The sequence below is a fragment of the Proteinivorax tanatarense genome (assembly GCF_040267685.1).
Taxonomy (GTDB): Bacteria; Bacillota; Proteinivoracia; order Proteinivoracales; family Proteinivoracaceae; genus Proteinivorax; species Proteinivorax tanatarense.
Window position 1 is genome coordinate 1,603,321 of record NZ_CP158367.1, and the last position, 15,749, is coordinate 1,619,069.

Genomic DNA, 15,749 nt, shown 5'->3' on the forward strand with positions numbered 1-15,749 from the left:
ACCTCAACTTAAAACACGATAAATTTTGCTCCCTTCACTTGAAAAGCCATGTTTCTTATATAGTTTCATTAAATCATCGTATTTAATATCTCCAGACGGACTAACATCTCCTGTTATTAACTTTATTGGTTGCATTATATCAGGCTCATTAGCCTTAGTAATAATTTTTTTATTAACTTCTTTTATTATATCTTCAAGGTTTTCAAGTAAGAACGTACCGTGCCCTCTCCTTTTATTGTCAGATGAAAAGCCATCTATTACGGCTTCTGGTACATCCTTATTAAAAGGATCATTATTAAGGACCGAATTTTGAAACCTATAATAACAGATTGTTAAAACGGTTTCCTCATTAGTTTGAGATTCACCACGTCCTGAAAAAACAAAAGCACTCTCTGTTGTTGTTGTTATTGATTTTTTCCTAATAAAATTGTCTATATCAAAACAAAGAACTATAAGTTCATCTAGTTTATTTCTGCTAAACTTTAAAAATATACTATCTCTCCTCATCACCTTCTTATTTCTCTCTCTACAATAATTTTGAATCCTATTTATTATTGATATCTCTTGTTGGTATTTTCCTACTTGAGTTTCAAGTTCTCTAAATAACTTTTCGAATACCCTAACTTTGCTATCTAAAGTTAGTTTACAACTATCTGGTTCTAATTTACATGGCCTAATTTCATACAGATCTATTTTTCTATAAGTTTCTATATCCAACTTTCGCTCTCTTATATCTTTTAGATAGTTTTTATCTAATCCCGCCCTAAAATTAAGTACGGATATTATATTTCTTTCTTTAGTTAAATTGCGTAAATTAGATCTATCTTCTTCTATTTGTCGTATATATTCTTTTAGTAAATTTAACATCTCTTTGTAGGCTTTAATCCTAAACATGTAGCACTTGTCTATTTTACTTCTCCCCCAGCAATCTAGAATTCTTTTCATAACATCCACCTCATATATAATACCTCCCCTTATGATAAATACATATTCAAGAGATCAAGAGGTATATTCTTTTTCCAAAATAAAAACTAAACTTTTTTCATCTTTATGGTATACACTATTTTTTATTAGAATATATTTTAATAACAAAAAATAAAAAGGAGTGTTTACTTAAATGATTTTTGAGCCACTTTTAGATCATATTATAGACAATGATTTAATCTGTGACATTTATACACAAACCGCCTACCTTAAAAACGCTCAAATTAAAGAGTATGAGGTTAGCGATAAGAAGTTAATCCTTCGGACAAACTCGGCGGATGAAGTCTACGCAAAGTTAGACGATATCAAGGTCATTGGATTCGATGCAATGGGGAATGAAGCTAGAAAGAGAACAGAGATGGTAGAATGCTTAAATAAGCTAAGAGCAGTCAGGATATTTCAAGCTCACTTTCAGAAAGAAAGCAAATCTACTGATGAAAGTAAATTAATTTTATTTGGTATCCGTGAAAAAAATATAGAAATACCCTAAACCATAACTTTTCTTTTCGGTTTTACCTCTGAAAGATACGTTAACAGGCTAAAACACCAATATTCCTCTGTCATCATAAACAGACTTACAACTTGGTCCTTCATTTCTTATGGCCCTGTCTAGTGCCATAATGGTAGCAACGGCTCCATCTATTTTTTCTGTAGACTTGGCTTTGTCGGGTTTTATATTTCCGGCTGGATCAGTTCTAACATGGATATTATCCATCATCCATGTTAGTGCTGGCTGGCCTCCATGGGCTATTCTTTTCTCCATTGTTAATTTCATTAGCTCTTTAGTTGGTGGGGACATATCCTTAAATCCTTGGCCAAAAGGTACAACTGTAAAGCCAAGACCTTCAAGGTTTTGTACCATCTGAACAGCTCCCCATCTATCAAAGGCTATTTCTTTAATATTATACTGTGTGCCTAGATCTTCGATAAACTTTTCTATAAACCCATAGTGAATAACATTTCCTTCCGTTGTTTCAAGGTATCCTTGTTGCTTCCATATATCATAGGGGACATGGTCTCTTCTAACTCTTAAATCTAAGTTTTCTTCCGGGATCCAAAAGTAAGGCATTACATAATACTTATCATCTATATCAGGAGGCGGGAACACCAAAACAAAAGCTGTTATATCGTTAGAGCTTGAAAGATCCAGCCCTCCATAACACTTTCTTCCCTTAAGTTTTTCCGGGTCTACAGTAAAGGCACATTTATCCCAAAGGTCCATGGGCATCCACCTTACAGATTGCTTTACCCATTGATTTAATCTTAGTTGTCTAAATAGGTTTTCTTCTGCAGGGTTGTCTTTAGCACTTATAAAGGCAGCCCTTACTTTTTCTATATCAATGGTGTGGCCTAGTGATGGATTTGCTTTGTGCCAGCTTTTTTCTTCTGTCCAGTCATCATCATCTTTGATGCCATAGATAACTGGGTAAAAAGTGGGGTCGCTTTTTTTGCCTCTTAAAATATCTTCCGCCTTTTGATGAACCTCATAGCAGATAGAGTTTCTGTCCGTTCCTGCTGTTGTAATTAAAAAGAAAAGGGGCTGCTTTCTTGCATCTCCAGATCCTTTAGTCATTACATCATAAAGCTTTCTATTTGGTTGGGCGTGTAGCTCATCAAAAATTACTCCGTGAACATTTAGCCCATGTTTTGTAAACGATTCTGAGGATAATACCTGATAGAAACTTCCGGTGGGCATATATACAAGCCTTTTTTGTGACATTACAGGTTTAATTCGCTTTTTAAGTGCTGGGCACTGTTCTACCATATCAACTGCCACATCAAATACTATAGAAGCTTGCTGCCTGTCAGCTGCACATCCATATACTTCTGCTCCCCACTCTCCATCTCCACAAGTTAAGTATAAAGCTATAGCTGCTGCAATTTCACTTTTACCATTTTTCTTTGGAACCTCAATGTAAGCTGTATTATATTGCCGATACCCATCTTCTTTAACAGTTCCAAAAATATCCCTAACAATCTTATCTTGCCAAGGCAAAAGATCAAAGGGTACTCCATGCCATATACCCTTTGTATGTTTTAAGGCGTTTATAAACTTAACGGCTCTTTGGGCTTTTTCTTTGTCATACATCATTTAATCACCTTCAAGATATCTTCCATAGGATCTTGTGTTTCTGTTTGTACAGTGTCTACATGGATTCTACTTCTTGCAGATGGAGTAAGGCCAAATTCAGAACAAAAGTCTTTCATAACTTTTAGATAGGTTTGGGCTATAGATACTTGTGGCACTTGTTGGATATATCCTGAAGGGGTTTTAAAAATAGTGCCGTGTTTTGATAAAAACTCTTCTGCTTCCTTCCATCTAGCATAGGCTTGGCAATATCCTGCAAAGGCGGCAGCATCTACTTGGGTAAGGACCCCTATTTCTTCAAGTGTTTTGGCCATTCTTCTCCATTCTTTCTTTGCTTCAGGTTCAAGCCATGACGGACACCTAGGAGCTTTTTTAGAAAGTTTAGGTTCGTTATTATTTACAGGTCTTTTTCCAGGGTTTCCTTCTAACTTTTTAAGTGCAGAAGGTTTGGGCTTTCTTCCCCGTGTCGCCATGGGCTCACCTCCTTAAATATCTACTATTATAAGTAGCAAAAGGGCCATTGGCCCTTTCACTTGTTAATCTTTAACTCATTTTTAATTTTACCCCACTATAATCCTATTGTTTTGGGTGGCAATTCGCTTTTTTAGCCGTTAATTCTTTGTAAGGCAAGTGTCGGCCCTGTGTTGGGATATTAGAAACGCCTAGTGCATTCGCCCCACCTTCAGTCTTTTAGGGCCTTACAAGGGAAATTACGGCCTCATTTTTTGCCTAGTTTCAATGAATTTACTCTACCTCAACATATTCCATGATAATTCCTAAGGCCTTATTATAATTTTTAGATTCTACCGTTCTTTTTACCATTTCATCTGCTTCTTTTTCCCTACCAGCTTCTTTGAGTGTTTTTGCTGCAATACCCATTAAATTAAATATGTTTCCGTTTTGTCCTACTAAAGAACAGCGAGGTTTTTCCATTTATGCTTCCTCCTTCAGTGGTCTTTTAAAAGCTCCATTTCCATTTAAGTTTTCAAGTAATATCTTTCTTGTCATTTTGTATTCGTTTCCAATCATACCCAGTCGCAAAAGCCAAGTTCTAAAAGTATACTTTTCATTGTTTGTAACTTTAACCTTTGCTGAGGCATATTTTAAGGCCTTAGCCTTTCTATCTATAATCTTGACTAACTTTTTAAAAGCTTTTAGCTGATCCGGCTCCAACTCCTTACATAGGTTAAAGGTTGCAATCCTTTCTTCGAAGTTAAAGCCTAGGCCAGGACAGCTTCCTTGACTTGCGCTTTCTAAAACTTCTTTAAAATCTTCTAAAGTATCAATCGCTGACTCGTTAATCTTAGATACAAAATCATCTTTAACAAGGTCGTCTTCAAAGTTTAGCGCCCTTTTGAGTAATCCTTGCTTACTGTAAATCATATTTATTAGATTTCTTAAACTCTTTCCGTTATGTTCATCAATGGATATTTTTATGCTGTCACTTTCAAAAGGTTTAGTCTTTCCTAGAAGTTTATCTAACTCCACGATTTCTTTGCTTTTACTGTTAACGACTTTGCCTTCCCTATTAATTATGAAGGTAGCCTCTTGGGCCTTTAGCTCATAAGCAAAACTTGGCACCCCAAGATATTTTGCCTTGACCTTAAAGTGTGACTCTAACCTTTTTACAATCTCTTTCCTATTCACTTAAATCCCTCCTGTGTTTTTGGTATGTCTATATATCACTCAAAACACAGTTAATTGCAAGGATATAAAGATAAAATATTATTCCTATATAGTTTGTATGATTATTCTTCTTTGTCTTTATTTTCTACCTCACTGTATTTAAGTTTCTTTCCATTTCTTATAAGAAAGACGTCTTCACTTGATTCTTTAAATTTCATATATCTTTTTACAATAACATCGGTGTACCTCTCATCTAGCTCTATAGCATAACAAATTCTATCTAGCTGTTCACAGGCAATAAGTGTACTCCCTGATCCTGCAAAGGGCTCTAAAACTATACAGTTACTTATGGAACTATTTTGTATAGGATAGGAAATCAGCGGCACCGGCTTTGTAGTTGGGTGAAGCTCTGATTTTGTTGGTCTGTCAAAGTTCCATACGGTGGTTTGCTTTCTATCTGAATACCATTTATGTTTACCTTTTTTCTTCCACCCAAAAAGACATGGCTCATGTTGCCACTGATAAGGAGATCTTCCTAAAACTAATGATTGTTTTACCCACTGGCACACCCCTGAAAGATAAAACCCTGCATCCTCAAATGCTTTTCTAAAGATTAGTCCCTTGCTATCAGCATGAAAAACATAGATAGAAGCGTCAGATGACATGTTACTTTCAGTGTTTTTAAAGGAATCTAATAAAAACTCATAAAACTCAGGGTCATCTAGATTATCATTTTGTATAGAGCCAGCTTTAGAAGAGTAGTTAACGGAATAGGGTGGGTCGGTAACGCATAGGTTTGCCTTTTTCCCTTCCATTAGTTTTTCATAGGTTTCAGATTGGGTACTATCTCCGCAAACTAGCCTATGCCTTCCAAGTATCCATATATCCCCTAGCTGTGATATAGGTTCTTCTTCTAGTGCTTCATCTATATCAAAGTCATCCTCTTGCACTTCTTTATCATGGACATTTGAAAATAGGTCGTCTATTTCAGCAGCATCAAACCCGGTTAGTTCTACATTAAAATCTAACTCTTTTAGATTTTCTAGTTCTATAGCAAGCATTTCTTCATCCCAACCAGCATCAAGGGCAAGCCTATTATCGGCAAGGATATATGCTTTTTTTTGAGCTTCAGTTAAATGCTCCACTAGCACACAAGGAACTTCTTTTATGTTTTCTTCCTTTGCCGCCATTACTCTACCATGGCCAGCAATTATTGTCTTATCCTTATCGATAAGCACCGGATTAACAAAGCCAAACTCCCGAAGGCTACTTCTTAGTTTGGTTATTTGTTCTTTACTGTGAGTTCTTGCGTTTTTAGCATAGGGAGCTAATTCATTTATATCGACTATTTTTAACTCTTCAGATCTCAGGGTGATCACACTCCTTTAAAATTGGGTATAAAAAAACTCCCAATTTAAATGGGAGTTAAGTGTATAAAATGACCCACCGTGGTACGCTTTTTTAAAGAGGCGTGGCGGGTACTGTTAGTAACAATCTTATATGAAGAAAGCAGTTGCGTCAATAATAATGGGGAACTATAAATCAACATACTAAGGCCTTATACCCCCCCTGGCAATTTCGCGAATTCTTACACGAAGGGCCCGCGCCGTTCCTGGGGCTTAAGGTTGTAGAGATTTCATCCCCCTCCCCATCTGTCAGACAGAGATAAAAAGCTGTTGAGGATTTTTCTTTTATTTAGTAAGTGTAAACTGTTCCTTTCTTTCCCCAACGCCCATCTTCTTTAGCAGTTTTTCTATCATGGCAGGACTTACAAAGAGGCTGTAGGTTTTGTTGATCATAGAACAAACTTTTATCTCCTTTATGAGGAACGATGTGATCCACTACTTTTGCTGAAGTAGTTCTTCCAGCCTTTAGGCATATAACGCATAACGGTTCTTCTTTAAATATTTCTTTCCGCAATTTCTGCCATCGGCTACTATTGTATAGTTTTTTATATGGCCTATTAGTTTTGTTGTACCGTCTTACTTCTTCTTTATGGTGTTCTGTGCAGTATCTATCATCTGTTAATTTGGGGCAGCCAGGATGACTACATGGTTTTAAGGGTTTTCTAGGTACTTTTATTCACCTACCTTAATTCTCAGATATAAAAAAAGACCAGCATATTCAGCTGATCTTTTAACTTGATTTAAATAGAAATTTAAACACAAAAATACGAGATGGTGCAAGCACCTTCTCGCTAAAAACTCATATGAGTTTTTGTTCATTGTCTATATTATACACTTAAATCATAATAATAGTCAACAATTGTTTTTAAAAAATTATAATAAGATTTTATAAACTGGTTCTTCTCAAAATACTCTTTCTTATAAGTTACCCTATCATCCATCAATTCTTTCAATTCACGCATTGTATTTTCTTTTACACTTTCGCTAGCTACACTGTTAAATACGTATAAGCTTACAACAAAGTCGTGTATAACTGGGTTAACCATTTTATTTCGCCGAGATTTCCTAGATATGCCAATTTCGGATAAAAATTTGGTAATTTGCTGGTTTGGTCTAATGGTTTTACTATAAGGGACCTTTAAGCTGTTTAATAAACAGCTATTATGTGCAGACGCATTTCTTATATACCTTACAGACCATAAAAAGCGCTCCATTGATCCTTTAGTAGGATATTTTTGATAATATATCCTGTACAGTTTCGTAAAATCGCCGAAACTTAAGGCTTCTACGATATTCCAAATAGCAAAATCATCTTTGTATTTTTGAATTAAATCAGAACATGTTGAATTCTTATCTTGTCTGCTAATATTATCTTTAATATAATCATGCTTACTAAATAGCTCATCAATTATGTCATAGCCATTCTCTTTATCATTTTGTTCAAAGTCCCGCAGTAACTGTGTTTTTAAAAAATGTTCTATATCTAATGTCATTTTTATTATGAATCTTCTAAAATACATATCAATCTTGGATAATTCCATAAGGTAAGCAAACTCTAAGTTAGCGTACTTTTCATTTTCTTCTTCAAAATATTTATTATAATTTTTGGCATAGGATTTAAGTTTGAAATAATAGTTGTTATATTTCAAGAAATGCTTGGCTTCGTCCTCGTCAATTATATTAAACATTACTCCTTTAGAATTCATATGTTCTATTTGCTCTTGTATCCCCAATTTTTCTTTTCTCATAAGACTCTCCCATAGTGTTTTTAGTTCATATATATATTATAACATTTCTATTACGACTTGGGCAGAAGTCCTTAAAAATTTATTAGTTTTCGGTAAAAAAATACGAGATGGTGCAAGCACCTTCTCGCTAAAAACTCATATGAGTTTTTGTTCAATATATACTATGCTTCCCATTCCCAATTGTTTCATACTAATTATATAAAACACCTCACGGTGAAGGCTTAAACCAGTATAGAAAAAGCCCTTAAAGAAATTTCACTCTAAGGACTTTCAATCAAGAATGTTGCGTTTCCTAAGACTCGAATCCGATATACCGTAGGCGTATTCTACAACATCTGGTGCTCCTGATTTTTCTATACCTTTACATCTTACATTGTACAATACATTTTTACTGACATTCAATGACATCTACTGACAACTTTTAATTTTTTCAATTTCTTTTATTGCTTTTCCGTGGATCCTAAAAATGGTCCTAACATCAAAGCCCATATTATAGGCCACCTCTTCCCAACCTTTACCGTTTATATACCTCATCTCTAATATCAACTGGTGGCTAGTATCGCCTACCAAAGCAATAGTTTGTAAAATTTCTGTCTTTAGATCAATAAGCCTATCGATGTCACTGTTGATCTCGTGTTGTAAATCTACGATCTTAACTGTAGCGCTTTCCATTGCGCTTTTATCTATTTTACTTCCAGATACTTTTTCCTGGCTAAAATCTGTAGTTGCTTTTTGAGCTATAGATTTTAGCTTCTCTTTTTGTTCAAGCTTATTTTGGATTATCTTATCAAGCCAGATTGCTTGCGATAAATATTCTTTTGCATTCAAGTACATCTCCTCCCCTAGTTAGACTTTTAGCTTTCCGCCGTAGTAAGCATCTATTAGGTAACTTCGCTCTGGTTCATCGTAAGAGTTTATTCTTTTTTTAACTTCCTTTTTGCCCCTTTTATATTCTCCTTTGGTTTTAAAAAAAGGACATATACAGCCCTCGCACTCTTTTACTCTTAAAGCTTTACACCCATTTTTCTTGTAAGCAAAACAGTTTTGTTTTTTAGGCATTATCTAGTTCCTCCTAGCGGCTGGCATGCTATTGTAAAGTAGCGAATGGGAATGTTATGCTTTTTAGCCTTATCTATTTCAACGGCCATTCCCTCCGATATTTGATCCCCAAACACCCACACTTCCCAGCACTTTGTTAAAAGAACAAGCCCCATTTCTATACCTAACTTCCTTTGCCCTGGGTCGTCTTCATAGAGAAACTGTGGATACATAAGGTGCGGAATAATAGGTATCCTCTTTTTAGATACAGCAAACCTTCCGTACCTTTTTGCTCTTTCTGTGTTTCCTTCAATGTCCCCAGCATAAGGGCTACATATAAACACTATCTTTTTATTTACCATGTTTTCTCTATCTACATTTGAAAGTGCCTCATGTGCCGTTGGATCTATATACCCTTCTTTGTTATATATATTAATCCCCATTTTATAACTCCTCCTCGTTATTGTTATTTACTTTTTTTATCTGCGCCCTTACTGCATCAACTAGGGCGTTTTGACTTGTATCCTTTTCTTCTAAAGCCTTCATTACTCTTTGATCTATGGTTTTATTTGAAATGATATGGTGAATTACCACTGTCTCCTTTTGGCCTTGTCTCCAAAGCCTAGCATTGGCTTGTTGGTAAAGCTCTAAGCTCCAGGTAAGACCAAACCAAACTATGGTGCAGCCACCCTCTTGAAGGTTTAAACCATGGCCGGCTGAAGCTGGGTGGCAAAGAGCTATTTGCATTTTGCCTGCATTCCAATTAGCTATATCTTCTGAGGTGTTAATTTCACCACATTTAAAGTGGCTTTTAATCCTGTCTTTATCATGTTTAAACCCGTAATATATAAGGACCGGCTTTCCATTTGCAGCCTCTATTAAATCCTCTAAAGCTTCAAGTTTTTTATCGTGTATATGCTTAACTTCACCATGTTCATCGTAAACAGCACCTGATGACATTTGTAAAAGCTTGTTTGATAAGATAGCAGCATTTGATGCATCTATTTCTGTATCATCAATTGGTAAAAGCAGATCCCGCTCTAGCTTGTTGTATAGGTTCATCTCTTTGGGAGAAAGTTTAACTTCTACCTTGTTTAAGATGCACTTTGGCATTTTAAGATAATCTAAGGCTTTCATGCTGATACAAATATCCGATATTTTGTTGTAAATTGTATCCTCTGCCCCTTCAATTAGAGCATAGTCTGCTGGTATTCCACCGTTTATATATTTTTGTGGGTAAAAGTAGCGGCTGCGATATCCAGAAAAAGTTCTGCCTAATCTTTGTCCATTATCTAAAAGATAGATCTGACTCCAAATATCTAACAGACCGTTAGGAGCTGGAGTTCCTGTTAGACCAATGATCCGTTTAATTTTAGGCCTTACCTTTTTAAGGGCTTTAAAACGTTTTGACTTTGGAGACTTAAAGCTAGATAGCTCATCTATAATGACGGTATCAAAATCCCAGTGAGCGTTTTTAACTAGCCATTCTACATTTTCCCTATTGATAATGTAGATATCAGCATCTTTATAAAGAGCCATCTTTCTTTTTTGTTCGCTACCTAATACCTTAGATAAGCTTAACCCCTTTAGATGAGCCCACTTTTCACATTCTCTACTCCAAGTATCTCTTGCAACTCTTAACGGGGCTATAACTAAAACCTTAGTTGCATCAAAATGGTTATATAAAAGTTCCTTTACAACGGTCAATGTGATAACCGTTTTGCCTAATCCTGGCTCTAAAAATAGTCCTGCTTCTTTGTTTTCTAAGATAAATTCTGTGGAGTAACTTTGATAATCGTAGGGTGTATAATTACTGCGCCTGGATTTCATCTAACACTCCCCCAATATCTTTTGGATCATCTAGGCAATAAACTAAAAACCCTAACGATTCTAGTTGCTTTTTTCGCTTTATCTGAAGTGGCCGCATCTTTTTATTCGAAGCCTTAACTTCCACAAATCCAACCTTTCCTTTAGGTAGTAACACTAATCTATCGGGCACCCCATTAACTGCTGGGGAGATAAATTTAAAGGCTTGTCCACCTCTCTTTTTTGCCTTTTTTACAAGCTCAGCTTCTACATCTTTTTCTAACATTTCTGCCCCTCCCTTTTCATTTCATATTGTCAGGTGGTCGGTGGTGGTAGTCGATAGGTTTCAAACTCTTACGCGTGCGGGTAGGTGGTATATACCCTATATCTATATAAATATAATTAATCAGTATATTTATCTCCTACTTCTACCACCAAAGCACTTAACCCCAAGCGTATCAGTGGATTTAGTCGGTAGTCGATAAGGTGGTCGATGAGATTTTAGACTACCATCGACTACCAAAGATTTGTGTCATCGACTACTTTTTTTCACTATCGACTACCGTCCGACTACCTTTAATTTTCTTCTGTTTCATCTAAGTCTTCTTTTCCCACTTTTACAAATGCCCGCTGGGATCCATATAGTGAAAACTTCATGTTCCCCTTTTTATTTCCCTCATAGCGCTTCCAGTTACCAATTTTCATAAGTATTGCTTCAATCTCATACGACTCCGTTCTTTTAATGCTTGTCCTATCTTTGCCAAAACACTCGCACCATATCTCTAAGGGGCAAACACGCTTTCTAGCTACAGTGCCAACAAGGTTACTTTCTCCAAAATCGCTCTCGCCGGCTAAATAGCTTCGCCGCTCATAAAGGTCCATGCTCTTCCAGTTATCAGGAAGCAAGGTTTCTAAATACTTTTTCACAAGTCCTTCTCTGTCATCACCTTCCATGGCATCCCTTTGTTCTTCTAATGCCACAGATTCAACATCACCTTTTAAATAAAGCTCTTCCCCTCCTTTATATTTATAGAGGGCCTCTGCCCATATCTGATCTACTTCGTTTATATCCCAAACCTTCTTTTTACCTCCTCTAACTCGCACCGGCCAAAACCTGCGGTTTCCAGTAACATCCCGTAAAAATCCGCTAGTGTTATTTGTACTACCTACAATGACGCATTGCCTTGGGTGGTTTTCTACATTTACACCGTAGCTATGACGGAACTTATCATCGGTTCTTGTTATAAAAGACTTTACTGTTTCTACATCCATCTTTTTAAGCCCAGCAAGCTCTCCTAACTCTAATATCCAATAGCCTTGAAGCTTTTCTGCAGCAGCTTTATCTCTCATATCCGACACAGTTAAACTATCGGAAAACCATCTATCCCCTAATTTTGCAAAAAAGGTAGACTTTCCTATCCCTTGTGGGCCGTTTAGCACCAAAATATAGTCAAATTTTGTGCCCGGCTCATAGACCCTAGCTACTGCAGCGCACAGAGTTTTTCGCATTACAGCTCGGGTGTAATTATTGTCATCGGCTCCTAGATATTCGATAAGGAGAGTATCTAACCTTTCTCTTTTATCCCACTTAGGTAACCTTTCTAGATAGTTTCGTATAGGATGAAATGCTCTTTCAGATGCAGCGCTTAAAAGGGCATCTTTTATTTTTGTAGGAGACCAAATGTTAAATTGCTTGTCAAAGTACATCTTTAAGTTTGCAAGGTCTGCATCATTCCAGCCCGGTTTTAACTGCTCCCAAGGAAGCTTTCCGTTTACATCTAAAGAGTGGGTCATTTCGTTATAGGCAATAGCTTGAAGCTTTGGGTCCTTTCTTAAGATAGTTAGTATATTAGTAGGCGTATCTTTTACTGTGCCATTTTTGTTAAGTTCAAGGGATAACTGCCACTCAACATCATCGTCTTCTTTATGCGTATTGTGTGGTGCTTCTGCAGCCTGTTCAAACTCGTCTTTTAGATCTTTTTGTCTTTCTTTAGCTAACTGCCGTTTTACTTTTTTATCTTCTGTGCAAAAATCTAGCATTGCTTTATATGACGGTAGTTGCTTGTCTTCAACGGCCCCTTCATCCACTTCACCAAAGCGGTGGATTCTTACTAGATCAAAAGCATTTAGTAATTTACCGCAAGCTGGGTCTGTGGCATGGTGAGAATAGGCGTATTTGTCATCATAATTTACTACACCAGCTGTAGAGTCTGCCAAAGCGTAATCGTAACGGTCTGGCATAGCGCTTTGTTTATAAGTCTTAGGGATAAACTTTTCTATAGCTTCACAGATTGTATAGCTTCTGCAAAACGCTCCTACTAACCCATCTTTTTTAAGTGGGTCTTGTTGCTTTTTTACAAGCCTATTTATTACCGTTTCCTGCCTTGAAGAGACCGGCCATGTCGATGAGTCTTTCCAGTTTTTATAGATGTTTAAAATATCGTCGGGGTTTAAAAGCTCTCCCTTTATAACTTTAAAATAATACTTTCCATCTGATGATGTGCTAGGCCAGTACATAAGTCTGTTAGGTTCATAGGTGGTATCGTCAAAAAGCTCAATACCTATTTGCTTTGCCACCATTCGAGATACAGCTTGATATTCATCTGGCGATACTTTGCGGCTTAGGGGAATAATCAGTCTAAGCCGTGGCTTTTTTGGTGTATGCTTATGGGTTGAATAGATGCAGCAAGTATATCCATGAAGTATTTCAACATCTTCAGCTACTGAATCGGCATCATCTCCATAATCCATATCTAAAGTTATCATGGTTCTATTTTGCACATTTTCTTTTCTGCGCCTACCATCTTTAAGCTCTCCTGCCACAAAACCGCCTACATCTTTTATTGCGTCTTGCTTGTGTCTTTTCATCTTCCTATACTCTGCTTGGGTTTCACTGGTTACGGTTGCTTTAGATAGCTTTTTTGTAAACTCATCCCAGGAAAACTTATACTTTTTCCACACTTTATCTTTACGGCTATTTCCCAATGAAACTGTAAATTTCATAGCACCCCTCCTTTTCTCCTCATAAGGGTTATTAAAAGGCTAATCCTTTTGGTAAAACATACACTCATACCCGTCAGCTTCAAGGGGGAGCCCCTTTGCCCAGGTAGGTTGTCTAGCCATAATAGAGCATACTTCATCTACTGAAGTCTTACCCCTTAAAACCTCGCATATTACCTCGTCATGTACATGGGCCACTATCTTAAAGCCTTTTTCATCTAGTCGAAGCATTGCCTCTGCTAATAGGTCTCGGGATACGGCCTGGACTATGTTTTCCACTATTTTAGGGCCATAGGTTTCTATTTTCTCCCACTTTCTTGTAGCTCCAATCCCCTCATAAGTAAGACCTTCTCTTCCGAACTTGTTAATAGAAAGCTTTGGTTTGACATAAGCTAGTTTTCTTTTAGAGGGTAGAGTTACAAAAAGCACCCCGCTTTTATAGTTAAACAAAATGCCGTGGGTTTTAGTCTTTATCCCCTTTTTAACTGCATTTATAGCGGCTTTGTCTATATCCCACCAAAACTTAACTATCTTTGAGTTAGCTAAGCGCCAATTATCAATTAGACCCTTTAACTCACCTTCTTTTACTCCCATCTGTAAAGCTCCCATAGACTTTAGCGCTCCAACGCTTCCTCCGTATCCGCAGGCTAGCTCAGATATTTTACCTTTTTGTCTTAGCGGGCTTCCTTTGTCTATACTTTCTATCGGTACATTAAACATCATAGAAGCCGCCGCTTCATAGATCTTTCCGTGGGATGAAAAGACATCGAGTCGCCACTTTTCACCGGCAAGCCAAGATAAGACTCTAGCTTCAATAGCTGAAAAGTCAGCTACTATAAACCTATGGCCTTTTTTAGGGACAAAGCCTGTCCTTATAAGCTCAGATAACACATTGGGCGTGTTTCCAAATAGAAGATCAATATCTTCAAAGCTACCTTCTTTTACAAGCTTTCTTGCTAATGTAAGGTCTTTAAGGTGGTTTTGCGGTAGGTTTTGAAACTGAACAAGTCGACCGGCCCAGCGACCTGTGCGATTAGCTCCATAAAATTGAAATAGACCATGGACTCTACCATCTGTGCAAACTGCCCTCTCAATAGCTTCATACTTTTTCACGCTGGTCTTTGCCATTAAAAGTCTAAGTTTTAAAGCTTCTTTTACTTCGCCATCATATTTTTCTATAAGCTCAGATATGGATCCCTTAGATAAACTATCTACCTCAACACCTTTTTCTAGTAGCCACTTTTTAAGCTGAGATACTGAGTTGGGGTTTTCAAGTCCTGTAAGCTCATAGGCTTTTTTTGTGGCAGATAAGCTAAACTTTTTATCACAGGTTATTGCTTGTTTAACAAGGTCCATATCTACTAAGAGGCCTTTATCATTTATCCGCTGATCTAAAACATATATTGCTTGCTCTTTTTTAGAAATTGGGTAAGCTTTTAATTTTTCTTGTATAGCAAGCTCTACCTTTACATCAGCTATATTGTATTTTTTAAAAAGCTCCCATCTTTTAGGATCATCTTTAGGTAAGTTTTTAGTTCTTTTCCCATTTGCTAATGTAGGCTTACAAGGCATACAAAAATATCGAATTAACGATTTACCTTCACTTAACTTTTGCTCTTTTAAGTTTAGCACCTGGGCTACTCCATCTAAATGTAGCGGTAAACCTAGCATGGCAGCTTGAACTTCTGTGCATCTCCAGGAGCTGGGATCTAAATAGATTTTATTTCCCAAGATTCGACTTAAATATCTCATAAGCGACACACGCTCAAAACTCGCGTTAAATGCGGTTTTTGTCACTTTTTCGTCCATCAGGTCGCCTATTATTTCCCGGGGCATCTTTTCGCCACAGGCTAAGTCTATACACTTTACAGGGCCGCCATTTACGCTGTAGGCAAATAATAAGATTTCAAAGTTTGGGCTGTCTGTGTAGCGGTATACTCCAGCTTTTTTTAGGTCTATATCGGAGTATGTCTCTATATCTATTGAGATAACTTTCAAGCTTTATCACCAACCTTTTGTAAGCTAAAGGAGCCTATATGGCCCCTTTAACCA

At 36.9% G+C, this 15,749-nt stretch carries 16 protein-coding genes; 1 reads left to right on the forward strand and 15 read right to left on the reverse strand.

Annotation, left to right across the window (positions count from 1 at the left end; translation table 11 throughout):
* Positions 1-3: 3 nt before the first annotated feature.
* A complete protein-coding gene (locus PRVXT_RS07970) occupies positions 4-945 on the reverse strand; it encodes a hypothetical protein (protein WP_350342354.1) in 942 nt (313 codons plus the stop codon).
* A 172-nt stretch (positions 946-1,117) separates the two neighbouring features.
* On the opposite strand from PRVXT_RS07970, the gene PRVXT_RS07975 reads away from it, so the two are divergent.
* On the forward strand, positions 1,118-1,474 hold the full coding sequence (locus tag PRVXT_RS07975; protein WP_350342355.1) for a hypothetical protein: 357 nt from the start codon (positions 1,118-1,120) through the stop codon (positions 1,472-1,474).
* A gap of 48 nt (positions 1,475-1,522) precedes the next feature.
* On the opposite strand, the gene PRVXT_RS07980 is transcribed toward PRVXT_RS07975, so the two are convergent.
* The 14 genes from PRVXT_RS07980 to PRVXT_RS08045 form a co-directional block, all read right to left on the reverse strand.
* Positions 1,523-3,073, reverse strand: a complete 1,551-nt coding sequence (locus PRVXT_RS07980) for a terminase large subunit (RefSeq protein WP_350342356.1) — start codon at positions 3,071-3,073, stop codon at positions 1,523-1,525.
* A complete protein-coding gene (locus PRVXT_RS07985; protein ID WP_350342357.1) occupies positions 3,073-3,546 on the reverse strand; it encodes a phage terminase small subunit P27 family in 474 nt (157 codons plus the stop codon). The genes PRVXT_RS07980 and PRVXT_RS07985 overlap by 1 nt, the downstream gene beginning before the upstream one ends.
* Before the next feature lie 271 nt (positions 3,547-3,817).
* Positions 3,818-4,006, reverse strand: coding sequence for a hypothetical protein (locus PRVXT_RS07990; protein WP_350342358.1), 189 nt, complete (start codon positions 4,004-4,006; stop codon positions 3,818-3,820).
* Positions 4,007-4,720 (reverse strand): virulence-related protein, encoded by a 714-nt coding sequence (locus PRVXT_RS07995; RefSeq protein WP_350342359.1) that lies wholly within the window; start codon positions 4,718-4,720, stop codon positions 4,007-4,009.
* A 101-nt stretch (positions 4,721-4,821) separates the two neighbouring features.
* The gene (locus tag PRVXT_RS08000; protein WP_434064288.1) at positions 4,822-6,078 is read right to left on the reverse strand and encodes a site-specific DNA-methyltransferase; all 1,257 of its coding nucleotides are present in this window, start codon (positions 6,076-6,078) and stop codon (positions 4,822-4,824) included.
* Positions 6,079-6,394: 316 nt separating this feature from the next.
* Positions 6,395-6,619: an HNH endonuclease signature motif containing protein gene (locus PRVXT_RS08005; protein ID WP_350342360.1), complete on the reverse strand. Its 225-nt coding sequence runs from the start codon at positions 6,617-6,619 to the stop codon at positions 6,395-6,397.
* A gap of 313 nt (positions 6,620-6,932) precedes the next feature.
* Positions 6,933-7,853 carry an Abi family protein gene (locus PRVXT_RS08010; protein WP_350342361.1) on the reverse strand — a complete coding sequence of 307 codons (921 nt, stop codon included), beginning with the start codon at positions 7,851-7,853 and terminating at the stop codon, positions 6,933-6,935.
* 408 nt (positions 7,854-8,261) lie between these two features.
* Positions 8,262-8,681, reverse strand: coding sequence for a DUF1492 domain-containing protein (locus PRVXT_RS08015; protein WP_350342362.1), 420 nt, complete (start codon positions 8,679-8,681; stop codon positions 8,262-8,264).
* An 18-nt stretch (positions 8,682-8,699) separates the two neighbouring features.
* Positions 8,700-8,912 (reverse strand): hypothetical protein, encoded by a 213-nt coding sequence (locus tag PRVXT_RS08020; protein WP_350342363.1) that lies wholly within the window; start codon positions 8,910-8,912, stop codon positions 8,700-8,702.
* Entirely contained in the window at positions 8,912-9,334 is a 423-nt protein-coding gene (locus tag PRVXT_RS08025) for a DUF7768 domain-containing protein (RefSeq protein ID WP_350342364.1), read from the reverse strand. The genes PRVXT_RS08020 and PRVXT_RS08025 overlap by 1 nt, the downstream gene beginning before the upstream one ends.
* 1 nt (position 9,335) lies before the next feature.
* A complete protein-coding gene (locus tag PRVXT_RS08030; protein ID WP_350342365.1) occupies positions 9,336-10,721 on the reverse strand; it encodes a DEAD/DEAH box helicase in 1,386 nt (461 codons plus the stop codon).
* Positions 10,702-10,983, reverse strand: a complete 282-nt coding sequence (locus PRVXT_RS08035) for a VRR-NUC domain-containing protein (RefSeq protein WP_350342366.1) — start codon at positions 10,981-10,983, stop codon at positions 10,702-10,704. Before PRVXT_RS08035 ends, PRVXT_RS08030 begins: the two co-directional genes overlap by 20 nt.
* Positions 10,984-11,273: 290 nt before the next feature.
* Positions 11,274-13,700, reverse strand: coding sequence for a virulence-associated E family protein (locus PRVXT_RS08040; RefSeq protein WP_350342367.1), 2,427 nt, complete (start codon positions 13,698-13,700; stop codon positions 11,274-11,276).
* Positions 13,701-13,739: 39 nt separating this feature from the next.
* Positions 13,740-15,695 (reverse strand): DNA polymerase, encoded by a 1,956-nt coding sequence (locus PRVXT_RS08045; RefSeq protein ID WP_350342368.1) that lies wholly within the window; start codon positions 15,693-15,695, stop codon positions 13,740-13,742.
* Positions 15,696-15,749 lie beyond the last annotated feature (54 nt).